This window comes from Chryseobacterium sp. GVT01B, from assembly GCF_019970045.1.
Classification (GTDB): domain Bacteria; phylum Bacteroidota; class Bacteroidia; order Flavobacteriales; family Weeksellaceae; genus Chryseobacterium.
On the sequence record NZ_JAHXYI010000004.1, the window covers coordinates 290,113 to 314,416 of the forward strand.

At 36.6% G+C, this 24,304-nt stretch carries 19 protein-coding genes; 7 read left to right on the forward strand and 12 right to left on the reverse strand.

Annotated features, from left to right (window positions below; genetic code table 11):
- Window positions 1–18: 18 nt before the first annotated feature.
- Window positions 19–2,448, forward strand: a complete 2,430-nt coding sequence (locus tag LC457_RS11190; RefSeq protein ID WP_223599909.1) for a TonB-dependent receptor — start codon at window positions 19–21, stop codon at window positions 2,446–2,448.
- Window positions 2,449–2,609: 161 nt separating this feature from the next.
- On the opposite strand, the gene LC457_RS11195 is transcribed toward LC457_RS11190, so the two are convergent.
- Entirely contained in the window at window positions 2,610–3,248 is a 639-nt protein-coding gene (locus LC457_RS11195; protein WP_223600108.1) for an MBL fold metallo-hydrolase, read from the reverse strand.
- A gap of 70 nt (window positions 3,249–3,318) precedes the next feature.
- Between LC457_RS11195 and LC457_RS11200 the strand changes: the two genes are divergently transcribed.
- Entirely contained in the window at window positions 3,319–4,539 is a 1,221-nt protein-coding gene (locus tag LC457_RS11200) for a DUF5103 domain-containing protein (protein WP_223599910.1), read from the forward strand.
- Between the two features lie 363 nt (window positions 4,540–4,902).
- Window positions 4,903–6,861, forward strand: a complete 1,959-nt coding sequence (locus LC457_RS11205) for a M4 family metallopeptidase (protein WP_223599911.1) — start codon at window positions 4,903–4,905, stop codon at window positions 6,859–6,861.
- 82 nt (window positions 6,862–6,943) lie between these two features.
- Here LC457_RS11205 and hemH read toward each other — a convergent pair whose 3' ends face one another.
- From hemH to LC457_RS11220, 3 genes are read right to left on the reverse strand one after another with little or no spacing between them, the layout of a single operon-like run.
- Window positions 6,944–7,972 (reverse strand): ferrochelatase, encoded by a 1,029-nt coding sequence (gene hemH / locus LC457_RS11210; RefSeq protein WP_047425872.1) that lies wholly within the window; start codon window positions 7,970–7,972, stop codon window positions 6,944–6,946.
- 15 nt (window positions 7,973–7,987) lie between these two features.
- Window positions 7,988–8,515, reverse strand: coding sequence for an NADPH-dependent FMN reductase (locus tag LC457_RS11215; protein ID WP_223599912.1), 528 nt, complete (start codon window positions 8,513–8,515; stop codon window positions 7,988–7,990).
- A 12-nt stretch (window positions 8,516–8,527) separates the two neighbouring features.
- Window positions 8,528–9,406 carry a NifU family protein gene (locus LC457_RS11220; protein WP_223599913.1) on the reverse strand — a complete coding sequence of 293 codons (879 nt, stop codon included), beginning with the start codon at window positions 9,404–9,406 and terminating at the stop codon, window positions 8,528–8,530.
- Window positions 9,407–9,573: 167 nt separating this feature from the next.
- Between LC457_RS11220 and LC457_RS11225 the strand changes: the two genes are divergently transcribed.
- The gene (locus LC457_RS11225) at window positions 9,574–10,110 is read left to right on the forward strand and encodes a gamma carbonic anhydrase family protein (protein ID WP_047378983.1); all 537 of its coding nucleotides are present in this window, start codon (window positions 9,574–9,576) and stop codon (window positions 10,108–10,110) included.
- Window positions 10,111–10,286: 176 nt separating this feature from the next.
- On the opposite strand, the gene LC457_RS11230 is transcribed toward LC457_RS11225, so the two are convergent.
- Window positions 10,287–10,739, reverse strand: a complete 453-nt coding sequence (locus LC457_RS11230; RefSeq protein ID WP_223599914.1) for a hypothetical protein — start codon at window positions 10,737–10,739, stop codon at window positions 10,287–10,289.
- Window positions 10,740–10,821: 82 nt separating this feature from the next.
- Here LC457_RS11230 and LC457_RS11235 point away from each other — a divergent pair, with 82 nt between their 5' ends.
- Window positions 10,822–12,948 (forward strand): helix-turn-helix domain-containing protein, encoded by a 2,127-nt coding sequence (locus tag LC457_RS11235; RefSeq protein WP_223599915.1) that lies wholly within the window; start codon window positions 10,822–10,824, stop codon window positions 12,946–12,948.
- Between the two features lie 34 nt (window positions 12,949–12,982).
- Here LC457_RS11235 and LC457_RS11240 read toward each other — a convergent pair whose 3' ends face one another.
- Window positions 12,983–13,831 (reverse strand): M12 family metallopeptidase, encoded by an 849-nt coding sequence (locus tag LC457_RS11240; protein ID WP_223599916.1) that lies wholly within the window; start codon window positions 13,829–13,831, stop codon window positions 12,983–12,985.
- A gap of 264 nt (window positions 13,832–14,095) precedes the next feature.
- On the opposite strand from LC457_RS11240, the gene LC457_RS11245 reads away from it, so the two are divergent.
- Both LC457_RS11245 and ribB read left to right on the forward strand, forming a co-directional pair.
- On the forward strand, window positions 14,096–15,100 hold the full coding sequence (locus LC457_RS11245) for an LLM class flavin-dependent oxidoreductase (protein WP_223599917.1): 1,005 nt from the start codon (window positions 14,096–14,098) through the stop codon (window positions 15,098–15,100).
- Window positions 15,101–15,168: 68 nt separating this feature from the next.
- Window positions 15,169–16,290 carry a 3,4-dihydroxy-2-butanone-4-phosphate synthase gene (gene ribB, locus LC457_RS11250; RefSeq protein WP_223599918.1) on the forward strand — a complete coding sequence of 374 codons (1,122 nt, stop codon included), beginning with the start codon at window positions 15,169–15,171 and terminating at the stop codon, window positions 16,288–16,290.
- 162 nt (window positions 16,291–16,452) lie between these two features.
- Here ribB and fmt read toward each other — a convergent pair whose 3' ends face one another.
- The 6 genes from fmt to folK form a co-directional block, all read right to left on the reverse strand.
- Entirely contained in the window at window positions 16,453–17,400 is a 948-nt protein-coding gene (gene fmt / locus LC457_RS11255) for a methionyl-tRNA formyltransferase (protein WP_223599919.1), read from the reverse strand.
- Window positions 17,401–17,534: 134 nt separating this feature from the next.
- On the reverse strand, window positions 17,535–19,442 hold the full coding sequence (locus LC457_RS11260) for an ATP-dependent DNA helicase RecQ (protein ID WP_223599920.1): 1,908 nt from the start codon (window positions 19,440–19,442) through the stop codon (window positions 17,535–17,537).
- Window positions 19,443–19,518: 76 nt separating this feature from the next.
- Window positions 19,519–20,958 (reverse strand): OmpA family protein, encoded by a 1,440-nt coding sequence (locus LC457_RS11265; protein ID WP_223599921.1) that lies wholly within the window; start codon window positions 20,956–20,958, stop codon window positions 19,519–19,521.
- A gap of 211 nt (window positions 20,959–21,169) precedes the next feature.
- Window positions 21,170–22,696 carry an OmpA family protein gene (locus LC457_RS11270; RefSeq protein ID WP_223599922.1) on the reverse strand — a complete coding sequence of 509 codons (1,527 nt, stop codon included), beginning with the start codon at window positions 22,694–22,696 and terminating at the stop codon, window positions 21,170–21,172.
- A gap of 49 nt (window positions 22,697–22,745) precedes the next feature.
- Window positions 22,746–23,861 (reverse strand): OmpA family protein, encoded by a 1,116-nt coding sequence (locus LC457_RS11275; protein WP_223599923.1) that lies wholly within the window; start codon window positions 23,859–23,861, stop codon window positions 22,746–22,748.
- Between the two features lie 17 nt (window positions 23,862–23,878).
- The gene (folK, locus tag LC457_RS11280) at window positions 23,879–24,295 is read right to left on the reverse strand and encodes a 2-amino-4-hydroxy-6-hydroxymethyldihydropteridine diphosphokinase (RefSeq protein ID WP_047425898.1); all 417 of its coding nucleotides are present in this window, start codon (window positions 24,293–24,295) and stop codon (window positions 23,879–23,881) included.
- Window positions 24,296–24,304: the final 9 nt, after the last annotated feature.

Genomic DNA, 24,304 nt, shown 5'->3' on the forward strand with positions numbered 1-24,304 from the left:
AACAATAAAAATAAGGCTATGAAAAAAAAATCAATCTTTTTAATCGCCGCAACAGCTACGTTATATTTTAATAATGCTTATGCCCAGGAAACTCCGCAGGATTCTGCAAAAATTTCCTCTATCGATCAGATTGTCATCACAGGAAATTCAAATCCGAAGAAAAAAATAGAATCCAGTACAGCGATTTCCACATTCAGTTCCAAAGAAATCCAGAAGCAGAACCCCATTAGTGCCGCTGCTTTATTGCAAAGAGTTCCCGGATTTGCGGTGGAAACTTCAGGAGGTGAAGTAGGAAATAACCTTTTTGCAAGAGGAATTCCTTCCGCAGGAGCTTACGAGTTTGTGCAGGTACAGGAAGATGGTCTTCCGGTTTTTGAAGACGGAGCCCTTCAGTTTGCCAATGCGGATAACTTTTTTCGTGTAGATAATTCGGTCAACCGTATGGAAGCTTTGAGAGGGGGATCGGGATCCATTTTTGCAACCAATTCTCCCGGCGGGTTGATCAACTTTATCACCAGAGAAGGAACCAATGATTTCAGAGGTACGGCAAAATTGGAGACAAGTACATATGGATTGATGCGTACTGACGTGAATGTGGGTGGAGCTTTGGTTCAGGATAAATTGTTTTTTAATGTAGGAGGTTTTTACAGAACAGATGACGGGATCAGAAAAACAGGCTTCAAAGCTAATAATGGAGGACAAATCAGGATGAATCTGAAATACGTCTTTGATAAAGGCTACGTAAAAGTGTATTATAAAAAACTGGATGACAGAAATACATTCTTCCTTCCTATTCCTTTGGTACAAAACGGTAACAAGCTGAAAGGATTCCAGAATTTTGATCCTAATTATGGAACATATAGTTACAGAGCAATCAGCCAGCTGAATATCCCACAGGCAGGAGGCGGATTTTTCAACAGAAATCTTGAAGACGGAATTCATCCGAAAGTAGATGCACTGGGAGCTGAGTTTAAATATGATCTTGGAAATAATTTCAGCGTTTTAAATAAGACCAGATACACCAATATCAATATGAATTATACAGGGATTTTCCCTGCAGGAGGTCCACAAACAATGGCAGAATATGCTAAAAGTAACGGAATTGCCGGCAACAATTATCAGTATTCATTGGTGAGCAATGGAGCTGTAGTTAATCCTGAATATGTACAGAAACTGGGATTCTGGGCCATTGACAAGCAAATGAATAACTTCGTTAATGATCTTCAGTTCAATTATAAATTTGACAAGGGAAATGTTACTGCAGGTTTTTATAAATCCAACTGGAAATCCCGTCAATACTGGAATTGGAGTAATATCCTGACTACTGCTACAGACAGACCGGAATTATTGAATCTGGTAGATACTTCTTTAAGCCCTTCAGATGTTGGATATTCCAAAACATATAACGGAGTTGCCAATATGACATTTTTGCAGAGAGATACTCAGACTCAGGGAAGCTTGAATGATCTTTATGTAAACCTTGATTATAATATTACCGATGCTTTAAGTGTAAATGGAGGTCTTCGCTACAGCCATGATTATTATAAAGGAAATTTTGCCAATACAACCTCTTCCAATTTAAATAATTCAGGGTTAACAACGGATGGAACTCATGGTTTCGATACTACAACTGCTGATGATAATATGAGCGTTTTAGGAAACAAATACACATACTGGAATTATAATGTTGATAAAGTATCTTTCACGGTTGCGGCTAATTATAAAATCAACAGAGAGAATGCAGTGTATGCTCGTTTTTCTAACGGTTTCAGATCTCCGAATGAAGAAGCATATTACAATTATTTCTCCAATCCGAACCCTGATAAACCTTTAAAATCTGTAACAACCAATCAGTTGGAAGTAGGATATAAATATTACTCTCGTACTTTTGATGTAGCAGTGATTCCGTTCTATTCTACCTTGAAGAACCTTTCATTTACAGATGTTTTCTCTGATGGTACATCAGAAAATACATTCGCCAATACAGAAAACTATGGAGTTGAATTGGAAGGTTTCGCCCGTTTATTCAACAATACTTTAGAAGTAACATTCAACGGGACCATTCAGAGTCCAAAATATAAAAACCTTGAGGCCGGAAGCGTTCTTGAAGGAAATGTAGTAAGAAGAATGCCTAAGTTTTTCTTCAATATTTCACCGGCAGTCAATATTACAAAATCATGGAGAGCATATGCAAGCATGAATTACTATGGAAAACGTTTCCAGGATGAGAAGAATATGCAGACATTACCTTCATTCACCGAATTTGGAGCAGGAATGTCTTACCAACTAGGAAAAATACGTTTTGCCGTGGACGGAACCAATATCTTTAATACAATCGGAATCACAGAAGGTGACCCAAGAGCAGGTTCTCCAAACGGAGACGGAATCATTATGGCCAGACCTATTATGGGAGCTGCAGCCAGAGCTTCCATTATATTAGATTTCTAAACTCTATTTCTTTATAACAATGAAAAACCGTCGGAAGATTTTCTGACGGTTTTGTATTTTTATGTTCTCTCACAGATTAAGAGGTATTTGGCAGAATTAAGTTTGAATCCAGACACTTGCAAAGTTCTCAAACCCTCAAACCTTCCAACTCTGAAACTCTCTTACTTCAAAAACGGATTGTACTGCTTCTCAAAACCAATCGAAGTAGGATTTCCATGTCCTGAGAAAACCTGAGTATCATTATCTAAAACGAAAAGCTTTGATTTAATACCATCAATCAGCTGTTCATAATTCCCTTTATAAAGGTCAGTTCTTCCGATACTGCCTTCAAAAAGAACATCTCCTGAGATCATGAATTTCTGATTTTCGTGATGATAAACAACACTTCCCGGAGAATGTCCCGGAACATGATAAATTTTAAACTTTTCTCCATCCAGATCCAGTTCATCTCCTTCCTTAATATATTCTACATCTACTTTTACAGGATCTACCTGCATTCCGAATCTCATTCCGCTTGCCTGAAGCATATCCAGAACCTCCTGATCTTCCTGATGCATTACTACAGGTACTTTGAACGTATCAAAAGCCCATTGAAGCCCCAATACATGATCAATATGTGCGTGAGTCAAAAGAATTTTCTGAATTTTCAGTCCGTTTTCTGAAATGAAACTCTCAATAGCCTGAGTTTCCTGCCCTTTCATATTTCCCGGATCAATTAACCATGCATTTTTATTCCCGTTATAAATGATGTAAGTGTTTTCGCTCGCAAAGTTGAATACGAAACCTTGAATCTGAAGCATATCTGAATATTTTTTATTCAAAAATACGATATTATTAAGAAAATGGCTATTTTTCGTTATCTTCGTCATAATGAAAACTTTGCGAATACTCTTACTTACTTTGAGCGGACTGGTTTTTGGACAAAATATCCAAAGTGTTCAGCTGTTCAATCCTCAGACCAATGATGAAACCCCGGTAATCAGGATTGGTGAACAATTAGTTCTGGGCTTTGATGATCTTACCAACGGCAGCCAGATCTATAGATACACATTCAAACATTATGACAGAAACTGGAACGATGATAATCTGTTTTTTACAGAATTTGCTACCGGAAGTATGAACGCGCTTCTGGATCAGTTTCAGTATTCTTTCAATACCTTGCAGGCTTATACGCACTATAAACTTGTTTTTCCGAATGATAAAATCCAGTTGAAAATTTCCGGGAATTATGAACTGATTGTTTACAAAGATTCTGCAGATCAGCCTCTTTTCAAAAAAAGATTTTACCTGGTAGAAGATGCAACAGCTGTAGGGTTAAATATTTCAAGGTTTGCAGATGCTAAAAATCCCAATCTTAACCAGAGGGTAGAAGTGAATGTTACTCCGAAAGGAGGAGATATTTCCTCCAATGTCAATTCAATCACAATGAATGTGATGCAGAATAACAACCCGAATATGGTGATTTCTAATCTGAAGCCAAGCAGTGTTTTAGGAAATCAGGTGCTTTTCCAACAGATGAATCTTACCTTTCCCGGAGACAATGAGTTTTATTATTTCGATAATAAAAATATGAATATGGCGGCGGATATGGTGCGTGCAACCGAAATAAAAGATGATGTTAACCAGACCTATCTTCATCCGGTATGGGCGTTTCCTTTAAATTATCAATACCAGCCGGATGTCAACGGAGCATGGTATTACAGAAGAAATGATTTAGGCAGAGAAAGAGATGCAGAAAGAGAAGCTGATTACTCATGGGTACATTTCTATCTGGAATCGGATCCTGTGGATAAAGAGATTTATGTTTTAGGAGGATTTAATAATTATAAGCCAACTAAAGAAAATCAAATGCAGTATGATGCTGCTACGAAGCAGTATGTGGCTAAGATATTCCTGAAGCAGGGTTTTTATAACTACGTTTTAGTAACCAAAGAAGGAAATGGAGCGTTGAATTTTGGTGAGGTAAACGGTAATTTCTGGCAGACAGAAAACCTTTACCAGGCATTTCTTTATTATGCACCATTCGGAAGAAATTATGACGGGTTGATGGGTTATGGTGAATTCAGAACTCCAATAGCGAATAAACGGTAATGATTTGAGATCATTATTATTTTAAAATATTCTTATAAAATAGGACTGTCTTTTAAGATGGTCCTTATTTTTTATCCATTATTAAAAGAATTAAATCTTTCCGGGCTTTAATTATTACTAATTTATAAAATATAATGCACTGAATAGTGAAAAAAAATAATTCACAAAATTTTGATTTTTGTTAAATATATTAATGTAAAATCTATATTGCGGAAAAATTATCTTTAAATAATTATCTTTGTTTTAAAATCATTATTGTGTTTTCTTTATTGATTTATAAAATCAATTAGGTTTTTGACACTTTAATTATTGTTTTATTGCGAAAAGTTTATACATTCGTCATCACAATCAACCAATATTATTATGAAAACGAAATTTATCTTAGTGGCAAGCGTTGCCGCCTGCTCTTTTGTTTTTGGGCAAAACACACCATCAAAATTAAATCCGGGTAAAAGTGGATTACATGCAGATTTTATGAGATTTGATAAAAATGCACCTGCATTTCAAGGGAGTCCTGTTTTATTTGATGAAACTTCACAGAGACTTTCTCCTGGGCAAGCACTTAAACTGGGCTTGGAAAAAGATGCGCTGGGTTTTGAAACTCATAGATTCCAACAGACCGTTAATGATATTCCTGTAGAATACGGAATGATGGCGGTACAAACAAAAGGCGGTAAAATAGTAGGGCAATCAGGAAAATGGGTTCTTCAGCTTCCAAAAGGACTTGAGAAGAAAACCAATATTTCTGAAAGTATCGCTCTGCAGAGTGCTTTATCATTCGTTGGGGCAGAATCCTACAAATGGCAGAATAAAGAAGAGGAAGATTTTCTTAAAAAAGAATCCAATAATCCCAATGCAAGCTTTGCTCCTAAAGGTGAACTGGTATATTATTCAGATCCTACCGATGAAAAGCTGAATGATTTAACTTTAGCTTATAAATTTGATATTTACTCAGAAAAGCCATTAAGCAGACAATATGTTTTTGTAGATGCTAAAAATGGAAAAGTTTTGGGAACAGACGCTATTATCCACGAAGTGAATACTCCAGGAACAGCAACTACAGGATATAGCGGAAGCCGCAGTATTGTAGCTGATTCTTATAACGGAAGCTACAGATTAAGAGAGACCGGCAGAAATGCGGGTACAGCGGTAGAAACATACAATCTTAAAAAAGGTACTAGTTATTCTGCAGCAGTAGATTTTACAGATACAGATAATGTATGGAATAATGTAAATACCAACAAAGATCAATATGCTACAGACGCCCATTGGGGAGCAGAAATGACTGTTGATTATTTATATACAAAATTTGGAAGAAAGAGTATTGACAATAATAATTTTGCAATAAAATCTTATGTTCATTACTCTACCAATTATTTCAATGCATTTTGGGATGGCTCCAGAATGACCTATGGTGACGGAAGTTCCACAACTAACGGAGGAAAACCATTAACAGCTATTGATGTTTGTGGTCATGAAATTACCCACGGGATGACTTCCAAAACGGCAAACCTTGTGTATCAAAGAGAGCCGGGAGCATTAAATGAAGGTTTTTCTGATATTTTCGGAAATTCAATAGAACGTTGGGCAAGACCAACACAGGCAAGCTGGACATTAGGAGAAGATTTCAATTATGTCATCAGAGATATGTCTAACCCTAATGCTTACCGTCAGCCGGATACTTATAAAGGTACCTACTGGAAAGATGCTACAACTACAGGATGTGCAGTGCCGGGACAGACAACCAATGATTATTGCGGTGTTCATACCAATTCGGGAGTCCTTAACTTCTGGTACTATTTATTGGTAACAGGAGGTTCAGGTACAAATGATAACGGTTTTGCTTATAATGTTTCCGGAATCGGACTGGATAAAGCAGGTGCTATTGCTTACAGAACATTAACGACTTACCTGACTTCATCATCCAACTATGCGAACACAAGAACTTATTCTCTTCAGGCAGCAGCAGATCTATACGGAGCTGGAAGCAATGAAGTGACACAGGTTACCAATGCATGGAACGCAGTAGGTGTAGGAGGCGGAACTTCTGCGGCAGGACTTGTTGCAGCAACTTCAAATGTTTCAGCTTATACCATCAGCCCAAATCCTGCAACTGACAGATTCACTGTGAATTTTGAAGGTAAAGCCGGAAAAGGAATTGTAGAATTGGTAAGCCTTACAGGTAAGAAAGAGATTTCTGAAAAAGTTGATATTACAGAAGGTGCCAATAAACTGAACATCCAGCTTCCTTCCAATATACTTCCTGGGGTATACATTGTAATGGTAAACGGACAGAAAGCAGGAAACTTGATTAAAAAATAAACACCAAATTTAATTTTAATATATTTAGCAAAATGGCCACAAGAATTACTTGTGGCCATTTGTATATTTTGAATGAAGTAAATTATACCAAATAAAAATCATTCAGTTTTTCCTCACAAAGGATTTTTACGACTTCAATCCATCGGTCCTCATCATTCAGACATGGGATATAATGGAAATTTTCTCCGCCTCCATGCATAAACTGTTCTTTTCCTTCTACAGAAATTTCTTCCAGGGTTTCAAGACAGTCAGAAACGAATGCAGGACACACTATGGCCAGATTTTTTATCCCTTTTTTACCAATTGTTTCCAACGTTTCGTCGGTATAAGGTTCAATCCATTTATCTTTTCCTAATCTTGACTGGAAAGAAACGATTGTTTTTTCTTTAGGTAAATTCAGTTTCTCAATGACACGCTGTGTTGTGTTATAACATTGATGGCGATAACAGAACTGATGGCTCGGATTATCATCTCTGGAACAGCAGTCATTAAGATTGCAGGTTTTGGTAGGATCTGTCTTATAAATATGTCTTTCCGGAACTCCGTGATAAGAAAACTGCAGGGCATCAAAATTTTCAGGAAGTTTCTCCTTAATACTTTCTGCCAGACAGTTGATATAAATATCCCTGTTGTAAAAAGGCTGAATATAATTGATCTTTACTTTTGGAAACTTCTTTTTTCTTACTTCTTCTGCCTTTTCAATTACCGTTTCCGTAGTACTCATGGCATATTGAGGATATAAAGGGAAAAGAACGATCTCCGTGATTCCCTGATCTACCAGTTTCTGAATACCGGTTTCAATGCTGGGTTCAGCATATCTCATTCCTATTTCCACGGGAACATCTACCAGTTTCTGAAGTTTTTTCTGAATTTTTTCAGTGATGACAATCAGTGGTGAACCTTCATCTGTCCAAACCGTTTTATAGGCTTCAGCAGACTTGGCAGGTCTTGTTTTCAGGATGATTCCCTGTACAAGAAGAGCACGAAAGATCCAACGGTAATCAATTACTCTTTCATCCATCAAAAATTCATCAAGATATTCCTTTACGTCGTTTACAGAGGTTGATCTCGGTGATCCGAGGTTGACCAGTAAAATTCCTTTATTATTCAATATTCTAATTTTTAATTATGAAACAGACGTTGTAAAATCTGCTACTAATTTTGATACTTTAGCAAAGGTATTACTTTCCAGTAAGCCATTGCTGTCAAATTTGCCTTTTATCCCCTTTATTAATGCCTGATGTTTATCATCTGTTGTTGCTCCAAGAGTATTTAAAATCATCAATAACTCTTCATGGCCTTTTTCTCCACTGGCTGATGCGGTAATCACTGCAACCGGCTTATCAGAAAAGATCGTTGTAGAAACACACCATTCCAACATATTTTTTAATCTGCCGGGAATACTGAAAATATATTCCGGAGTGGAAAATATAACACCTGCTGAGTTCTTAATATCCTCTCTGATCTTCAGAACTTCAGCCGGAATATTCTCATCCGTTATTGCAGTATCAAAATAGGGAAGAACAGCAAGATTATCATACATCAGAAAATCTGTATTTTCTATCTTTTCCAGAACCTGCTCCATCAGTTTCTGATTGCTGGAGTTCTCCGAAGCACTTCCAATAATAACGACAATTTTCTTTTGGGGAGGCATTTTAAAACTGAATTATCCGTTTACAGCTTCTACTTTTTCTACCAGATTCGGAACGAATTGTTTTAAAATATTTTCAATTCCGTTTTTCAAAGTAGCCGTAGAACTAGGGCAGCCTGAACAAGCTCCCTGTAAAAGCATTTTTGCAGTTTTACTCTCCTGGTCATATTCCATCAATGAAATTTTTCCACCGTCATTTTCTACTGCAGGCGCTACATATTCATTTAGAATATCAGAAATTTTCTGCTCATCTTCCGTATAATCTCTGTTGATGATCTTTTCAACAGGGTTTTCATGTTTCTGAGGTTCTATTTTAGAAATTTCACCTCCGTTTTGAAGATACTCGGCAATAAGCGCACGAACAGTCATCATCATCTGGTGCCATTCTACAGAATTGTCTCTGGTAACCGCTACAAAATTATCAGAAATGAAAACTTCTTTTGTAAATTCAAATTCTTTAAAGATTGCCTGTGCCAAAGGAACTTCCTCAGCAGCTTCAATTGATTTTACTTCCACGAAACCTTCCATTAGCAATTTGTTTGAAACAAATTTCATTACATTAGGATTCGGAGTCATTTCAGCATAGATCTGATACATTTCTTTTTTCTTCTGAAGATAAATTCTTGGGTTGGCCAATAATTCATCCTCAATCACGTTTTTCAGACTTTCAGCTACATGTTCCCATTCTATGGTATCCTGTTTTGCTACAGCTACAAAATTAGCCGTAATGAAAATTCTTTCCACAAACGGATAATTGAAAAGCTCCTGTGCTAAAGGAATTTCTGAAATATCTGAAGTTCTGTCCAACTCTAAAGACCCCGGAATGAGATTGTAATCTGCAACAAATTTCATTACTTTCGGGTTTTCGGTAGGTTCTATAAGTACGGTACGCATTTTTTCGTTAAATTTGAGATACAAAAATACGCATTAGAAGTTAGAAGCTGAGAATTGAGAGTTAGATTTTTGCTATCGCTGTAATTTAGAAGTTAGATACCACAAATTATAAGGCAGAAGATAACTATTTTCAATTGGGCATATTTTCAAATTTTCAAATTAATATTATGGCACTTATAAAAGAACTTTTAGGAAAAGCACCACAGATCGGAGAGAACACTTTTTTAGCAGAAACCGCTACTATTATTGGTGATGTTACGATGGGAAGAGACTGCAGCGTTTGGTATAATGCTGTGATCAGAGGCGATGTTCACTATATCAAAATGGGTGACAAGGTAAATGTTCAGGATAATGCAATGCTGCATTGTACCTATCAGAAACATCCGCTGAATATCGGAAATAATGTTTCTATCGGACATAACGCAATTGTTCATGGGTGTACCATTAAAGATAATGTTCTGATCGGAATGGGAGCTATTGTAATGGATGACTGTTTGGTGGAAGAAAATTCTATTGTAGGAGCAGGTTCTGTAGTAACTCAGGGTACTCATATCAAATCCGGAGAAGTATGGGGCGGAGTTCCAGCAAAAAAAATCAAAGATATTAATGCACAGTTATTGGAAGGAGAAGTAAACAGAATTGCCGATAACTATGTCAAATATTCCTCATGGTATAAAGAGAATGTAAAAGATCATCAATTTTAGGTTGTCAAGTGAAGAGTGAATCGTCAATCCGCTGCGCTTGTCAATTATTTTTGGCAGTAAAAAATTCACTATTCACTTGCGAAGCACAATTCACCATTGATCTATTTAAAATAAATATAAAAGCTCTGTCGCAGGACAGAGCTTTTTCGATTTGATATAGAACCTTTGTTTTATTGTTAGTTATTATCAGGCGTGATCAGTCTGATTTTTCCATGAATACATTTCAAAGAGGTAGGAGGTGTGATGACTACACAGTCCGACATGATATTATATTTTTCATTAAAAGTTTTTACTTTATCCGTGTAATCATTCACTCTCTGTAAGAAGGCTGCTTCTATTTTCTTTGGATAAGCAATATATTGCTGAGGTCCGCCACAGGATTTTGCTCCCATGGGTGCAAACGCCCATTCACTGGCATCCGTACATTTTTCTCCGGACACTTCAGACTCAATAGAGGCTTTTAATCTATCCAGCTGTGCCTGCTCATACTTCTGGCTGTCTTCATCAGCAGGTCTGTCTGCGATATCTACAGGAAGATTGGTATTGGTATTTTTTGAGGTATTACAGGAAACCAGAGTTAATGTAGTACTTAATACTATCACCGGGAAATAGAAGAATATTTTTTTCACAATAAACTTTTTTCTTTTTAAGAATTTTCAAAACTTATGCCAAGGTAAGAAATTCAAATTCATTTCCGTATTTTTGACAACGATGAACAATCATTTTTTTGACTTAATAGAATATACGAACAGAAGTGTTTTTCTGACCGGGAAAGCCGGAACAGGGAAAACGACATTTCTCAATGATTTTGTAAGACGTACAAAGAAAAAACATATTGTAGTAGCACCCACGGGAATTGCTGCGATCAATGCGGGAGGCGTTACCATTCATTCCATGTTTGGGCTGCCGTTGAGAACTTTTCTTCCTACGACAGAAAGAATAGACACTAGTTTGGCTAATAATATTGCCGATCTGATGCCTCATTTCAAATACCGTAAAGATAAACTTAAGCTTCTGAGAGAAGTTGAGATCATTATCATTGATGAGGTTTCAATGTTGAGAGCTGATGTTCTGGATATGATGGATTTTTCTTTGAGATTTATCAGAAGGAATAATCAAAGATTCGGAGGGGTGCAGATGCTCTTCATTGGAGATTTGTTTCAGCTTCCGCCTGTGGTAAGGGATGAGCATATTCTGAAAATGTATTACAATTCACCTTTCTTTTTTGACAGCCATGCCATTAAGGAAATCCCGATTGTTACCATTGAACTGACAAAAGTTTACAGACAGTCTGATCAGGGATTTCTTTCGATTCTGAATGCTATCCGGGACGGTGATGTGGATAATATAGATTTTAACCACCTCAATGAAAGATACGATCCTGATTTTGACATGGGGAAAGAATCTTACGTATATCTGTGCTCTCACAATAAAATGGCTGATGAAATCAATCTGGAAAAACTGGCGGAGATCAAGGTAGATCCTCAGATTTATGAAGCTAAACTTGTAGGTGATTTTAAAGAAAACCAGTTTCCAAACGAACAGTTTTTAGAATTGAAAATCGGAGCACAGATCATGTTTATCCGAAATGATATTTCCGGAGAAAAGAAATATTTCAATGGGAAATTAGGAGAGATCATTGGATTGGATGAAAATGAAATTCGTGTTGCTCTGGATGGAAGTGAAAATGAAATTGTAGTTAAAAGAGAAACCTGGGAGCAGAAAAAATATTTCCTTGATACCGATAAAAATATCCAGGAAGAAGTATTGGGAAGTTTTGAACAGTTTCCGATAAAACTCGCCTGGGCTGTTACCATCCATAAAAGTCAGGGACTTACATTTGATAAAGTAATCATTGATGCCGGGAAAAGTTTCACGGCAGGTCAGGTATATGTGGCTTTATCCCGTTGCAGAACACTGGAAGGAATTGTTTTAAAATCAAAAATTACCCCTGAAGTTATTTTCAAGGATAACAGGATTTTACATTTTCATACCGATACTATTGCCAACGATCATGTGGAAGCTATTCTGAATCAGGAGAAATATGACTACAGCATCAGAAAAGTGCTTCGTACCCTTGACTGCACATGGTTTTTAAAAGAAGTAGAAGAGTGGAATAACCTTTCAATTGTTACCAAGAATATAGATCATGCCAAGACTAAGCAGCTTTATCTTCAGTTGAAACATGAAGCGGTAAATCTTGGGAAAATCTTTGAAAAGCTGGAACGAATCATTTTCCAGAAAGTCAATAATTTTATTGAGCAAAAAGAAGACTGGTCCGAAATTGAAAGTAAATCAAAAGGTGCCGTTAATTTCTTCTTTACAGAAACCAGAAATAAAATTTTCGATCCTCTGAAAGAATTTTATGCTGAAATAAAAGGAGCAAAAGGTTTAAAACAATATAACGAGGAATTCAAGAACTGGCTGGAAGATATTGAAGAATACCTGAATAGTTTAAGAGAAATTTATCTTCTGGAAACTAAACTTTTAGATGAAAAGAATGATAAAGAGATCAACCTGAAAATAGCTAAAGTTCCATCTCAGGTTTTAACGTTCCAGTTGTTTGAACAGGGAAAAACTATCGGTGAAATTGCTTTGGAAAGAGGTTTGGTAAAAGAAACAGTTATCGGACATCTTGCCAAATTTGCAGAACAGGGATTGCTGGATATCTCAAGAGTCATCACTTCAGATAAAATAAAGGCTTTTGAAGATGAATTCTACAAAAATCCGCACGAAACCCTCACAGAGTGGAAAAGTGCGCTTCCTAGTCATTTTGAATTCAATGAAATCAGGATTCTGATCAATCATTATAACTATAAAAAAGAAAAGAACTCATAAGAGTTCTTTTTTTATTTACACATGTTCCTGAAAATTAAGGATACATTGTGTTGATCGTATTAATATCTCCTGTTGTAAAACTGGTTCTGTTATACGTAAAGTTTGAATTATCCGCTCTTGTGATGGTTGGCAGTCCATTTTTAGAATAAGAAGTCGGCCAGTACATCATCACAGAATTAATATTAAAAGGGCCAATGTCCGTTCCTGAATTATAGATATTGAAATTATAAGACTGCCCGCTCTGGATATTGTTCCACAGGATTTTTACATATTGATCCCTGTCTTTACGGGTATGCTCATGATAAAGTCCTACTGTATGTCCCATTTCATGAATTACCGACCCTACAGAAATATACTGGTCCAGAGATACGGTTTGTTTTCCTCCCTGATAACCGATATGTGCCCAGCCATCCGATCCCGATGAACTTCCAAAAATAAATTCAACATAATTAGACTGATTGGTGCGGTAGATCCACTGAGTATTGGTTTTGTTGTTGTACTCGCTGATTGCAGAATTGATTTTATTGACATTGATAGAACCCATGTTACTGGCAATGGTGTAATAAATTTTACCGTTTGGCCATCTTGAAAAACTAGCGCCGCCCTTATTGGCTTCACTACCTTCTGCCAGTTGTTTGTCGGACAAAACAATATCTCCCTGGAAAAAATTCATTCCGTTTTTTCTTTCATAAGTGATTTCCTGACCATTCAATTGTCCTTTTTTAACGTTTTCAACATTGAAAGCATTGGTTTGAGCTTCTGAAGTGATTTCTTCATTATTTTTAGTACACGATGCTAGAACTGCAGTCATAATAATGCTCATAAGGACAGTTCTTTTTGGGAATATTTTCTGCGAAAAAAGCCCATTGGTTTTTTTGTTCATATTAAAGTTTTTTTAATGATTTGGTATACGAATATAATAAATATTTCTCTTTTTATTGAATTATTGTTGTTAAAGTATATAGATTTTAGTAAAGTATTTATTCAAAAATCATATAACTAAAATCAACTAAAGAAAATTTTAATTCCAATAGTTTTTCCCTGAATTAACCGATCGGTTTTATTAATTACAAAAAGTAACTAATGCAGTTTTTATGTTTTAAATTTGTATGGTTTTTTCAGATCAAAGAAAAATTAACATCTCAATATGAAAAATTTTGAAATTTCTGTTTTAGATCTTGCGCCGGTAAAGCAAGGCAAAAGCATTCACGATACTTTTCAGGACAGCTTATCATTAGCGAACCATGCTGAAAATTTAAACTATAAAAGATTCTGGCTGGCAGAACATCACAATATGGAAAGTATTGCGAGCTCTGCTACTTCAGTTCTGATCGGTTTTATTGCCAACGGAACGAAGACAATCAGAGTGGGATCTGGCGGTGTTATGCTTCCGAACCACAGCTCTCTGATTATTGCAGAGCAGTTCGGTACTTTGGAGTCACTTTTTCCTGGAAGAATAGATCTTGGGGTTGGAAGAGCGCCAGGAACTGACGGATTGACAGCTCAAGCTTTAGGAAGAAATCCTGCTATTATTAATGAACAGTTTCCAAGACAGATTCTGGAACTTCAGCGTTATTTTTCTAAGGAAAATTCAGATGCCATGGTTCGTGCTATTCCCGGAGAAGGGCTGGATATTCCCATTTATATTCTTGGATCAAGTACAGACAGCGCATGGCTGGCTGCGGAACTGGGCTTACCTTATGCATTTGCAGGGCATTTTGCTCCGGAGCAGATGGAAATGGCTTTTAAAATATACAGAGAACATTTTGAGCCTTCAAAATATCTGGATAAACCTTATATTATTGCCTGTGTAAACGGTGTCGCAGCAGAAACGTCTGAGGAAGCACATAAAATCTCTACTACTTTATTCCAGGCGTTCATCAATATTGTAAGAAACGACAGAAAGCCTTTCGCTCCACCTGTTGATGATATGGACGAAATCTGGTCACCAATGGAAAAATCCATGGTTCTGCAGAAACTGAGATATACTTTTATCGGAGATCAGGTTGAAGTTCAGGAAAAGCTTAAAAATTTCCAGGAAAAATTCCAGGTGGATGAACTGATGATCAACTCCCATATCTACGACCATCAGAAAAGATTGAGATCTTACGAAATTTTCAGAGAGGCAGCGAACTCTTTATCCGAAGCGTAATAAACCCTTCATAATTAATTGGCAGATGCTTATTTTTATGAGTATCTTTGCAAAAATAAAAAGTAAAAATGTCCGATATTAAATTAAATACTATTCCAGAGGCTATTGAAGACCTTAAAAATGGTAAAATAATCATAGTAGTAGATGATGAAGACAGAGAAAATGAAGGAGATTTTCTTTGCGCAGCAGAGTTGACAACACCGGAAATTATCAATTTTATGGCTCTTCACGGAAGAGGGCTTATTTGTATGCCGCTTCCTGAAAAAAGATGTGATGAGCTTGGGCTTGAAGTGATGGTAAGCAGAAGCAGCGATCCTAAAGAAACTGCTTTTACCGTATCGGTTGACCTTTTAGGAAACGGAACATCTACCGGAATTTCTGCAGGAGACAGAGCAAAAACAATTTTGGCACTGATGGATGAAAAATCCAAACCTACAGACTTTATGAGACCTGGCCACATTTTCCCGCTTCGTGCAAGAAAAGGAGGAGTATTGAAAAGAGCCGGACATACTGAAGCTGCTATCGATCTTACGAATTTAGCAGGGCTAAAAGAAGGTGGAGTAATCTGTGAGATCATGAATGAGGATGGTACTATGTCCCGTCTGCCTGAACTTCATGCATTCGCTCAGAAACACGATATGAAGATTGTTTCTATTGAAGATCTGATCCATTATCAGCTTAAAAAAGGTAACCTGGTTGAAAGACTTGAAGAGAAAAAAGTGAAAACGCACTACGGTGAGTTTGATTTTTATGCTTTCAGAGAAACTTCTAATGACCAGATCCACTTTGCATTGACAAAAGGAGCATGGACTGTAGATGAGCCTGTTTTGGTAAGAGTACAGTCTTCAGATTCTTATTTTGATGTACTGACAAGATTGAACAACGGTGAAAAACCATTGCTGGAAAAAGTAACCGGTATGGTAAATGAAGCTGGAAAAGGAGCAATCATTTTTATCAATAACGTTTCTAACTCTGAAAATACATTGAGAAAACTTCAGCAGTTCCTGAACTATCAGGACGGTCAGGAGCAGCATCCTACTTTAGCGTACAATTACAGAGATTATGGAATTGGAACGCAGATCTTAAAGAATTTAGGAATCAATAAGTTCAAAGTAATCACTCAAAACCCTAATATCAAACCTCAGGTTGGAGGATATGATGTAGAGGTTACCGAGATGGTTCAACTATAATAAATTGAATAGTTAACGATAAGTTTTGACTGTTTACAATATAAAAGGTTTAGGATTTCCTAAGCCTTTTTTAATGATATAAAATTTTAAAAGGCACAAAAGTTTATTTTTTTAAATACTTTTGTGCCTTTTATATATTGTAAGATAATCTGAATCCTATTCTTAGTTTAATGTGATTCCATCAAAATTCCTGAAACCATTTAAGAAATCCTTTACTGTCATTCTTTTTTTACCTTCCAGCTGAAGTTCCAGAGGATAATAAATTCCGTCCTGAGTATAGATTTTAAATTCATTTTTGGAAATATCTAAAGTTCCTGCCGGTTTTCCATGGTCAGAAAGTTCAAATTTACCACCGAATATCTTTAATCCTTTTTCTTCGTTTTCAATTTTTAAAGTTGTGAAAGCTGCAGGATAGGGAGACATTCCCAGAATAAACTGATGAATGGTTTTTGAAGACTGATCCCACTTGATTCTGGTATCTTCCTTGAAAATTTTATAAGCATTTTTAGGATGTTCTACCTGTGGCTGAGGTTTTTCTTCAATAGAGTTTTCAGCAAGACCATCCAATGTTTTCACTACGAGTTTTGAACCCATTTCCATCAGTCTGTCATGAAGGCTTCCTGCATTTTCGTCAGGTAAAATTTCTATTTCCTGCTGAAGGAGAATATTACCTTCATCAATTTTTTCATTGATAAAGAAAGTTGTTGCTCCTGATTTTTCTTCACCGTTGATTACTGCATAATTGATGGGAGCAGCGCCTCTGTAATCCGGAAGTAAAGATGCATGAAGATTGAAGGTACCCATTTTAGGCATTTCAAAAAGAACTTTAGGCATCATTCTGAAAGCTACTACCACAAAAACATCGGCGTCCAGTTTTCTAAGTTCTTCCAAAAATTCAGGATTTCTCAACTTTTCCGGCTGAAAAACAGGAATATTGTTTTCTTCAGCATAGACTTTTACAGGGGATTGGTGAATTTTCTGTCCACGTCCGCTTGCTTTATCAGCTACAGTTACAACACCTACCACCTGATGGTGAGATTGATGGATTGCCTCCAAAGATGTTTTTGCAAACTCAGGAGTCCCTAAAAAAACGACTTTCAATGATTTCATAGTACAAAGATAAGTTTTTGATCTGAGAGTCGAAGGGTGTTAGAGCCTGAGGGTAGCAGAGTTTTAGAGATAGGATGAGTATATTTTATCTTGTAATTAAAAATCATTCTATGCTTATTATTACTCATTGCTCATTATTCATTATTGAGCTCATACGTTCTGAAGTTCAGCATTCTTACCTTTCCGGAATCTAAAAGGAAAATAAGGTTTTCTAAGATGTTTTCTTTAGAATGATAGCTCAACTGTATAGAAAGCTCTTCAATTGTTGCCGGCTTTTTAGCTAATAAATTGATGATCTGCTGAGAAATATTCTTACCAAACATTGACTGTTTGTTTTTTTCGCAAACAGAACATTGTCCACAGTTTTTTGAATTTTTTTCACCAAAATAGGCCAGGATGAGTTTCATTTTACAGTATTCGTTATTTTCTGAGTAAAACTTCATTTCCTCCCATTTCTGGATTTTGTTTCTCTGAATATGTTCAAATAATTTCCAATAAGCACTATTTACTGCTCTTTCATCGCGGGGTTTCAGGAATTTAATACTGGATAACGCGCCATCAATATATTCAAGGTAATTCTTTTGCTGCAGCTCCTTAAGACGTTCTTTGATCAACGGGACACTGACATTGATTTTATTGCTTACCTGCTGCTCACTGAACATTACCTTATGGGTCGTGATACCGGATACCGTACGGAAAAGAAGCTCCATAAAATGAGCATCTTTTTGTGGTAACTGATCTATCTCGTCTGCTTTGATAAATAGTTCGAGAGAAGACAGGCTTTTGTTTTCATTATAGTAGATAATTTCCTGGTTGTGCAGAAAATTAAGTATGTTATTGATTTTTGCTTTCGACAGCTTTGTGAAATTCTGTATCCCAAGAGTATTCAGCTGAAATGTTTTCTCAGGAAGTTCAAATTCTGCTACCTGAAAAATAGAGTAGAGGTAGCTGATGATCTTCAAAAATTCTGCTTTGTTGGGTGTTTGGTTTTTTAAGATCTGATCAAAATTCAGGAGTTCCTGTTTATTCCAAAGCATGAAGGCAAAACTGTCTTTTCCGTCTCTTCCGGCCCTTCCGATTTCCTGGTAATAGTTTTCCAGAGAGGCGGCAGGAGAGTAGTGGATTACAAAACGTACATTGTCTTTGTCAATACCCATTCCAAAGGCATTGGTAGAAATAAGAACATGATTGTCACTGTTGTTCCAAAGATTTTGTCTGGTGTTTTTTTCTTTAGTTGTTAAACCTGCATGAAAATAATCTACATTTTTCAGTTGATTTTTTTTCAAAAATTCTGCCAGCAGTTCAGCTTCTTTTCTGGTTCTTACATATACAATTCCAGAGTCATTACTATATTTTAAGATATCAAAAACGCGTTGAAATTTATCAGATACTTCATCTGTAAATATTTTGATATTCTCTCTTTTGAAACTTTTTTGGAAAACAAAAGGTTTCTTCAGTTCCAGCTTATTTTTGATTTCTTCCAGAACTTTTGGCGTTGCAGTGGCTGTAAGAGCAAGACAAGGGATCTCGGGATTGTTACTTCTGAATCCTTTAATATTCTGATAACTTGGTCTAAAATCCTGCCCCCATTCTGAAATACAGTGGGCTTCATCAACCGCAATAAAGGATAACTGAATTTCCTGCATGTTCTGAATAAACTGAGTGTTGGTAAGTCTTTCAGGAGAAACATAAAGCAATTTGGTAAGACCTTCTTTACAGCGGTCGTAAATTGCTTCCGCATCATATTCATCCAGTTCAGAAGAAAGATATTCTGCTTCTATACCATGGGATTTAAGCTGATTTACCTGATCTTTCATTAGTGCAAGTAAGGGAGAAACTACCAGGCAGGTTCCTTCTTTCAGTAAAGCGGGCAATTGATAGCATAAAGATTTCCCTGCTCCTGTGGGTAACAGAACCAGAGTATCTTTTTCATTGATGACAGCATTAATAATTTCTTCCTGAGCATCTCTGAAATCGGTATAACCCCAGAAATACTTAAGAGTATCATATTTGAGCTTTTGAAAATCCTGCGGCGAAATCATGTTGTAAAAATAAGGAAAGTATTATGACAAAAAAAGTCACGCCAGGCGTGACTTTCATATAATATAAATAAGTTTATTATTTAGCTTCAAAGTAAACTCTTCTGTTGGCTCTGTTTTTCCACTCAGGGCACTTCGTTGCTGGCTCACACTCAGGATATTTAAGGTCTTTTTCACCTTTTCCTATTGCCTGTAATTTACCAGTTTGAACACCGTTTTTGATCAGATAGTTCTTAACGTTGTTTGCTCTTCTTTCAGATAGTTTTTGGTTGTAAGCATCAGTACCTCTTGTATCAGTAGCTCCGATTACACTATATGAACCATTTGAAGAATTGATATAGTTTACAGCATTATTTAAGATTGGAGTGTTTGAAGGTAAAATTCTGTCAGAATTTAAGTCAAATTCAATTCCTTCCAATTTAGTTTCTGTTTCTACTACAGGTCCTGTTGTTGCTACAGGACATCCGTTGTTTTCAACAGGTCCAGGAACCGTTACACACTTGTCGTAAAGGTCAATTACACCATCAAGGTCAGTATCAAGAGCAACTCCGGCACCATCTACTCTTGCTCCTGCAGGAGTGTCAAGTTGTCTGTCCCAATCGTCACATACCCCGTCGTTATCAGCATCTCCTTTTTTACATACTTCGATATCCTGGTTTTTATTAGCCAGTACATCCAGTTTGTAATAGATTTCCTGAAGCGGGTCATGCCACATTACATGAGACTCATGTTTTCCTAATTTTAGAGAAACACCTAAAGTCGCATTGAAGAAGTTGTCAGAAACCTGCTCAGAACGTTTGTTAATAGCGCTGTAAGCATCACCTCCACCATCAAATTCATCATCACCGGTTACTACATACATTAATCTACCTTCAATATCGATTCTTCTGTTCACTTTAAACTTCAGACCTGTACCAGCCTGCATGAACATAGATCCTAATTGGAAAGGTTTTACTTCTGTCATCAATCTCTGTTTGTTGTTTCCGTCCTTCTGGTATGCTCTGTATGCGATAGTACCGATACCTGCATATCCATGAAGAGCCCATCTGTAAGGAGAATGGTTATCAACTCTTCTTAGTAAATTAGAAAAGTTAATGTCTCCTAAGATTGAGATAGCATCATACTGAGTTCTTGCTCCCACTGCTGTTGCATCGGGTGCTGAATCTTTAGTATTGAACCATCCTTGTCTTGTTTCACCTTTGTCATACTGTAGATTGATTCCGAAAGCATGTGTAATTGCTTTGTCAATACTTAGATAGGCTGAATATCCAAAAAGGTTCTTACCGTTACCATTTTTGATTGATGTCAAATCTGCTGACTGAAGAAGTGGAACTCCAACCCCTGCAGAGATAGACCAATCGTTAAATCTTTTAGATTGGCTGGTGAAAGGGGAAACATTAGCAGATCCCGAAGAAAATGTATTAGGATATTCTCCTTTTGAAACTGCCGTTGAGTCTTGTGCATAAGTGGCAGAAGGAATTGCCAAAGCAAATGCTACAATTGCTAAACTTAATTTCATAGTGTTATTTTTTTAAGTTAAGTTATTTTAAATGATTTTTTACGCCAAAAAGCGATTTTATGTTATTTTTTTTCAAATCAAACTAGTTGATTTTTAATGTGTTTCATACTACTATCCTGAAAATAATGATAAAGGTATGTAAAATAATTCGTAGTAGAAAAAAAATAAACCGAAAAGAGTAATTCTTTTCGGTTTTGGTGTATTATGAAAATTATTTCTTCTTTTTCTTAGCAGGTACTTTTTTTACTGCTTTCTTTACAGGTGCATCTTCATAGTCTTTCTTTTTGATAGAATCCCATTCAGATGTTTCTATAAATCTTACTGTAACTTTTCTGTCTGCCATTCTCTCAGCATCTGAAGCTGATGCAGGAATCGTAGCTTCTGCTGAGCCTACTCCTCTTGATTTCAGTACATTTTCATTGATACCTCTGGTTTCCAGAGCTCCTACAACAGCAGCTGCTCTTTCTTTAGACAGTCTTAAGTTGTAAGCTGCATTTCCTTTGATATCGGTATGTCCTGTCAATAGATAGTTTCCTCCGTTTTCTTTAATAATTGAAGCAGCCAGATCCAATTTTTCATTAGATTCAGGTCTGATAGTCGCTTTATTAAAATTGAAGTAAATATCTTTAAGGGTTTTCTCTACTTCTACAGCAGTTTCCTTGTTGTCTTTTTTGATAGGACATCCGTTGTTTTCAACAGGTCCAGGAACCGTTACACACTTGTCGTAAAGGTCGATTACACCATCTAAATCAACATCAAGAGCAACTCCGGCACCATCTACTCTTGCTCCTGCAGGAGTGTCAAGTTGTCTGTCCCAATCATCACATACTCCGTCGTTATCAGCATCTCCTTTTTTACATACTTCGATATCCTGATTTTTATTAGCCAGTACATCCAGTTTGTAATAGATTTCCTGAAGCGGGTCATGCCACATTAAGTGAGACTCATGTTTTCCTAATTTGAAAGTAAGACCTAAAGTCGCATTGAAGAAGTTGTCAGAAACCTGCTCAGAACGTTTGTTGATAGCGCTGTAAGCATCACCTCCACCATCAAATTCATCATCACCGGTTACCACATACATTAATCTACCTTCAATATCAATTCTTCTGTTCACTTTAAACTTCAGACCTGTACCAGCCTGAAAGAACATAGAACCTAATTGGAAAGGTTTAATTTCAGTCATCAATCTCTGTCTGTTGTTTCCGTCCTTCTGGTATGTTCTGTATGCGATAGTACCGATACCTGCATATCCATGAAGAGCCCATCTGTAAGGAGAATGGTTATCAACTCTTCTTAATAAATTAGAAAAGTTAATGTCTCCTAAGATTGAGATAGCATCATACTGAGTTCTTGCTCCCACTGCTGTTGCATCGGGTGCTGAATCTTTAGTATTGAACCATCCTTGTCTGGTTTCACCCCTGTCATACTGTAGATTGATTCCGAAAGCATGTGTAATTGCTTTATCAATACTTACATAGGCTGAATATCCAAAAAGATTTTTACCATTACCATTTTTGATAGAGGTTAAATCTGCCGACTGAAGAAGAGGAACTCCAGCTCCTACTGAAATAGACCAATCGTTAAATCTTTTAGATTGATTGGTAAATGGAGCAACATTAGCAGATCCTGAAGAAAACGTATTAGGGTATTCTCCTTTTGAAACTGCCGTTGAGTCTTGCGCATAAGTGGCAGAAGGAATTGCCAAAGCTAATGCTACAATTGCTAAACTTAATTTCATCGTGTATTATTATTTGATTTCTTTTGAGAAAGAATTTTTAGATTTTTAATTATTTGATAGGACATCCGTTATTTTCAACAGGTCCTGGTACAGTTACACACTTATCATAAAGGTCTATAACTCCGTCAAGGTCCATGTCTAAAGCAACTCCGGCGCCGTCTACTCTTGCTCCTGCAGGAGTATCAAGCTGTCTGTCCCAATCATCACATACTCCGTCATTGTCAGCATCTCCTTTTTCGCAAACAACAAGATCTGTTGATGCATTTTCAAGAACACTGGTTCTGTAGTAAGCTTCCTGAAGTGGGTCATGCCAAGCAAGATGAGATAATTGCTTTCCTAATTTGAAAGATACTCCTAAACTTACTGTCCAGGCATTATCTGATCTTCTAGGGTTTAGCATATTATATTTTGAACCTGGCGTTGAAGGATCATAGTCATTAGGATCAGCCCATCCGCCGCCATCAAATTCATCATCACCACTGATGATGTACATGGTTCTTGCTTCAACATCAATAAGTTTTGAGACATTATATTTAATTCCTACACCTCCCTGGTAGAAGATAGAATTGATATCAATGTCCTGCTTAATGAATAAAGGAGTTCTTCTTGGAGTAGTGCTCCATCTGAATTCATCATTATCATGTAATGACGTTCTGAATCCCTGAACTCCAATTCCCATATATCCATGGAATGCCCATCTGTATGGGGAATGGTTGTCTACTCTTCTGAATAAGTTCGAGAAGTTAATATCTCCTAATAAAGAGATGTTGTCAAACTGTGTTGTTGCAGTAGCAATTCCTGATTTTACACCTGCAGCACCGGGAAGCTGTGCTGTCTGTTTCGTTTCTCCTCTCATATACATAACGCTTAGAGCGAATGCATGTGTGATTTGTTTGTCTACGCTTACATAGGCATTGTACCCCCAATTGGTCTTATCCTTGCGGATAGATTTTAAATCGGAGTGAACCATAAATGCAGGACCTCCACCGACAGAAATAGACCAGTCTCTGAAGCGTCTGGCTTTATTGTCGAAAGGTTGTACATTAGCGGAGCCTGAGGAGAATGTATTAGGATACTCTGTGGAAGAGTTTACTGTAGTGCTGCTGTTCTGTGCGAAAGCTGCAATTGGCAATGTCGTAGCCAATAATAATAAACCTAATTTCATACAATATGTTTTATGTTTTAAATAAAATCTTTTAATAATACTCTGGAAAAATCCCTTTCAAAAAGATGTTTTTTATGAGGGATTTCTAATCTTTCTGATTGAAAATTTAATTCATTATACTTAATGATATCAATGTCTATTATCCTGTCAGTATAGCCTCCAGATACTTTTGAATCATTAATTCTTCCCATCTCAACTTCTATATTCTTAATACAATCAAGCAGTTGAATTGGTGAAAGAGGAGTGAATATTATTGCTGCAATATTACAAAAAATATTGGAACTGACAAACTCTACAGGCTCAGACATTAAATATTCGCTGGTTTGTGAAATGTGATTTCCAGCATCTTTTAGCTTCTTTAATGCAAGCTCTACATTTTTTTTTTGCTCTCCTAAGTTACTTCCTAGTAACAAAACGACCTTATGCTGCGACATATTAGAAAA

What these genes read in the sequence shown, in the direction of transcription:
- folK (WP_047425898.1), bottom strand. Translation starts at nt 24,295, where the DNA reads ATGTCGCAGCATAAGGTCGTTTTGTTACTAGGAAGTAACTTAGGAGAG.
- LC457_RS11190 (WP_223599909.1), top strand. Translation starts at nt 19, where the DNA reads ATGAAAAAAAAATCAATCTTTTTAATCGCCGCAACAGCTACGTTATAT.
- LC457_RS11260 (WP_223599920.1), bottom strand. Translation starts at nt 19,442, where the DNA reads ATGATTTCGCCGCAGGATTTTCAAAAGCTCAAATATGATACTCTTAAG.
- LC457_RS11225 (WP_047378983.1), top strand. Translation starts at nt 9,574, where the DNA reads ATGGCACTTATAAAAGAACTTTTAGGAAAAGCACCACAGATCGGAGAG.
- LC457_RS11270 (WP_223599922.1), bottom strand. Translation starts at nt 22,696, where the DNA reads ATGAAATTAAGTTTAGCAATTGTAGCATTAGCTTTGGCAATTCCTTCT.
- LC457_RS11195 (WP_223600108.1), bottom strand. Translation starts at nt 3,248, where the DNA reads ATGCTTCAGATTCAAGGTTTCGTATTCAACTTTGCGAGCGAAAACACT.
- ribB (WP_223599918.1), top strand. Translation starts at nt 15,169, where the DNA reads ATGTCCGATATTAAATTAAATACTATTCCAGAGGCTATTGAAGACCTT.
- LC457_RS11205 (WP_223599911.1), top strand. Translation starts at nt 4,903, where the DNA reads ATGAAAACGAAATTTATCTTAGTGGCAAGCGTTGCCGCCTGCTCTTTT.
- LC457_RS11275 (WP_223599923.1), bottom strand. Translation starts at nt 23,861, where the DNA reads ATGAAATTAGGTTTATTATTATTGGCTACGACATTGCCAATTGCAGCT.
- LC457_RS11240 (WP_223599916.1), bottom strand. Translation starts at nt 13,831, where the DNA reads ATGAACAAAAAAACCAATGGGCTTTTTTCGCAGAAAATATTCCCAAAA.
- LC457_RS11215 (WP_223599912.1), bottom strand. Translation starts at nt 8,515, where the DNA reads ATGCCTCCCCAAAAGAAAATTGTCGTTATTATTGGAAGTGCTTCGGAG.
- LC457_RS11220 (WP_223599913.1), bottom strand. Translation starts at nt 9,406, where the DNA reads ATGCGTACCGTACTTATAGAACCTACCGAAAACCCGAAAGTAATGAAA.
- LC457_RS11235 (WP_223599915.1), top strand. Translation starts at nt 10,822, where the DNA reads ATGAACAATCATTTTTTTGACTTAATAGAATATACGAACAGAAGTGTT.
- LC457_RS11245 (WP_223599917.1), top strand. Translation starts at nt 14,096, where the DNA reads ATGAAAAATTTTGAAATTTCTGTTTTAGATCTTGCGCCGGTAAAGCAA.
- LC457_RS11200 (WP_223599910.1), top strand. Translation starts at nt 3,319, where the DNA reads ATGAAAACTTTGCGAATACTCTTACTTACTTTGAGCGGACTGGTTTTT.
- LC457_RS11265 (WP_223599921.1), bottom strand. Translation starts at nt 20,958, where the DNA reads ATGAAATTAAGTTTAGCAATTGTAGCATTTGCTTTGGCAATTCCTTCT.
- fmt (WP_223599919.1), bottom strand. Translation starts at nt 17,400, where the DNA reads ATGAAATCATTGAAAGTCGTTTTTTTAGGGACTCCTGAGTTTGCAAAA.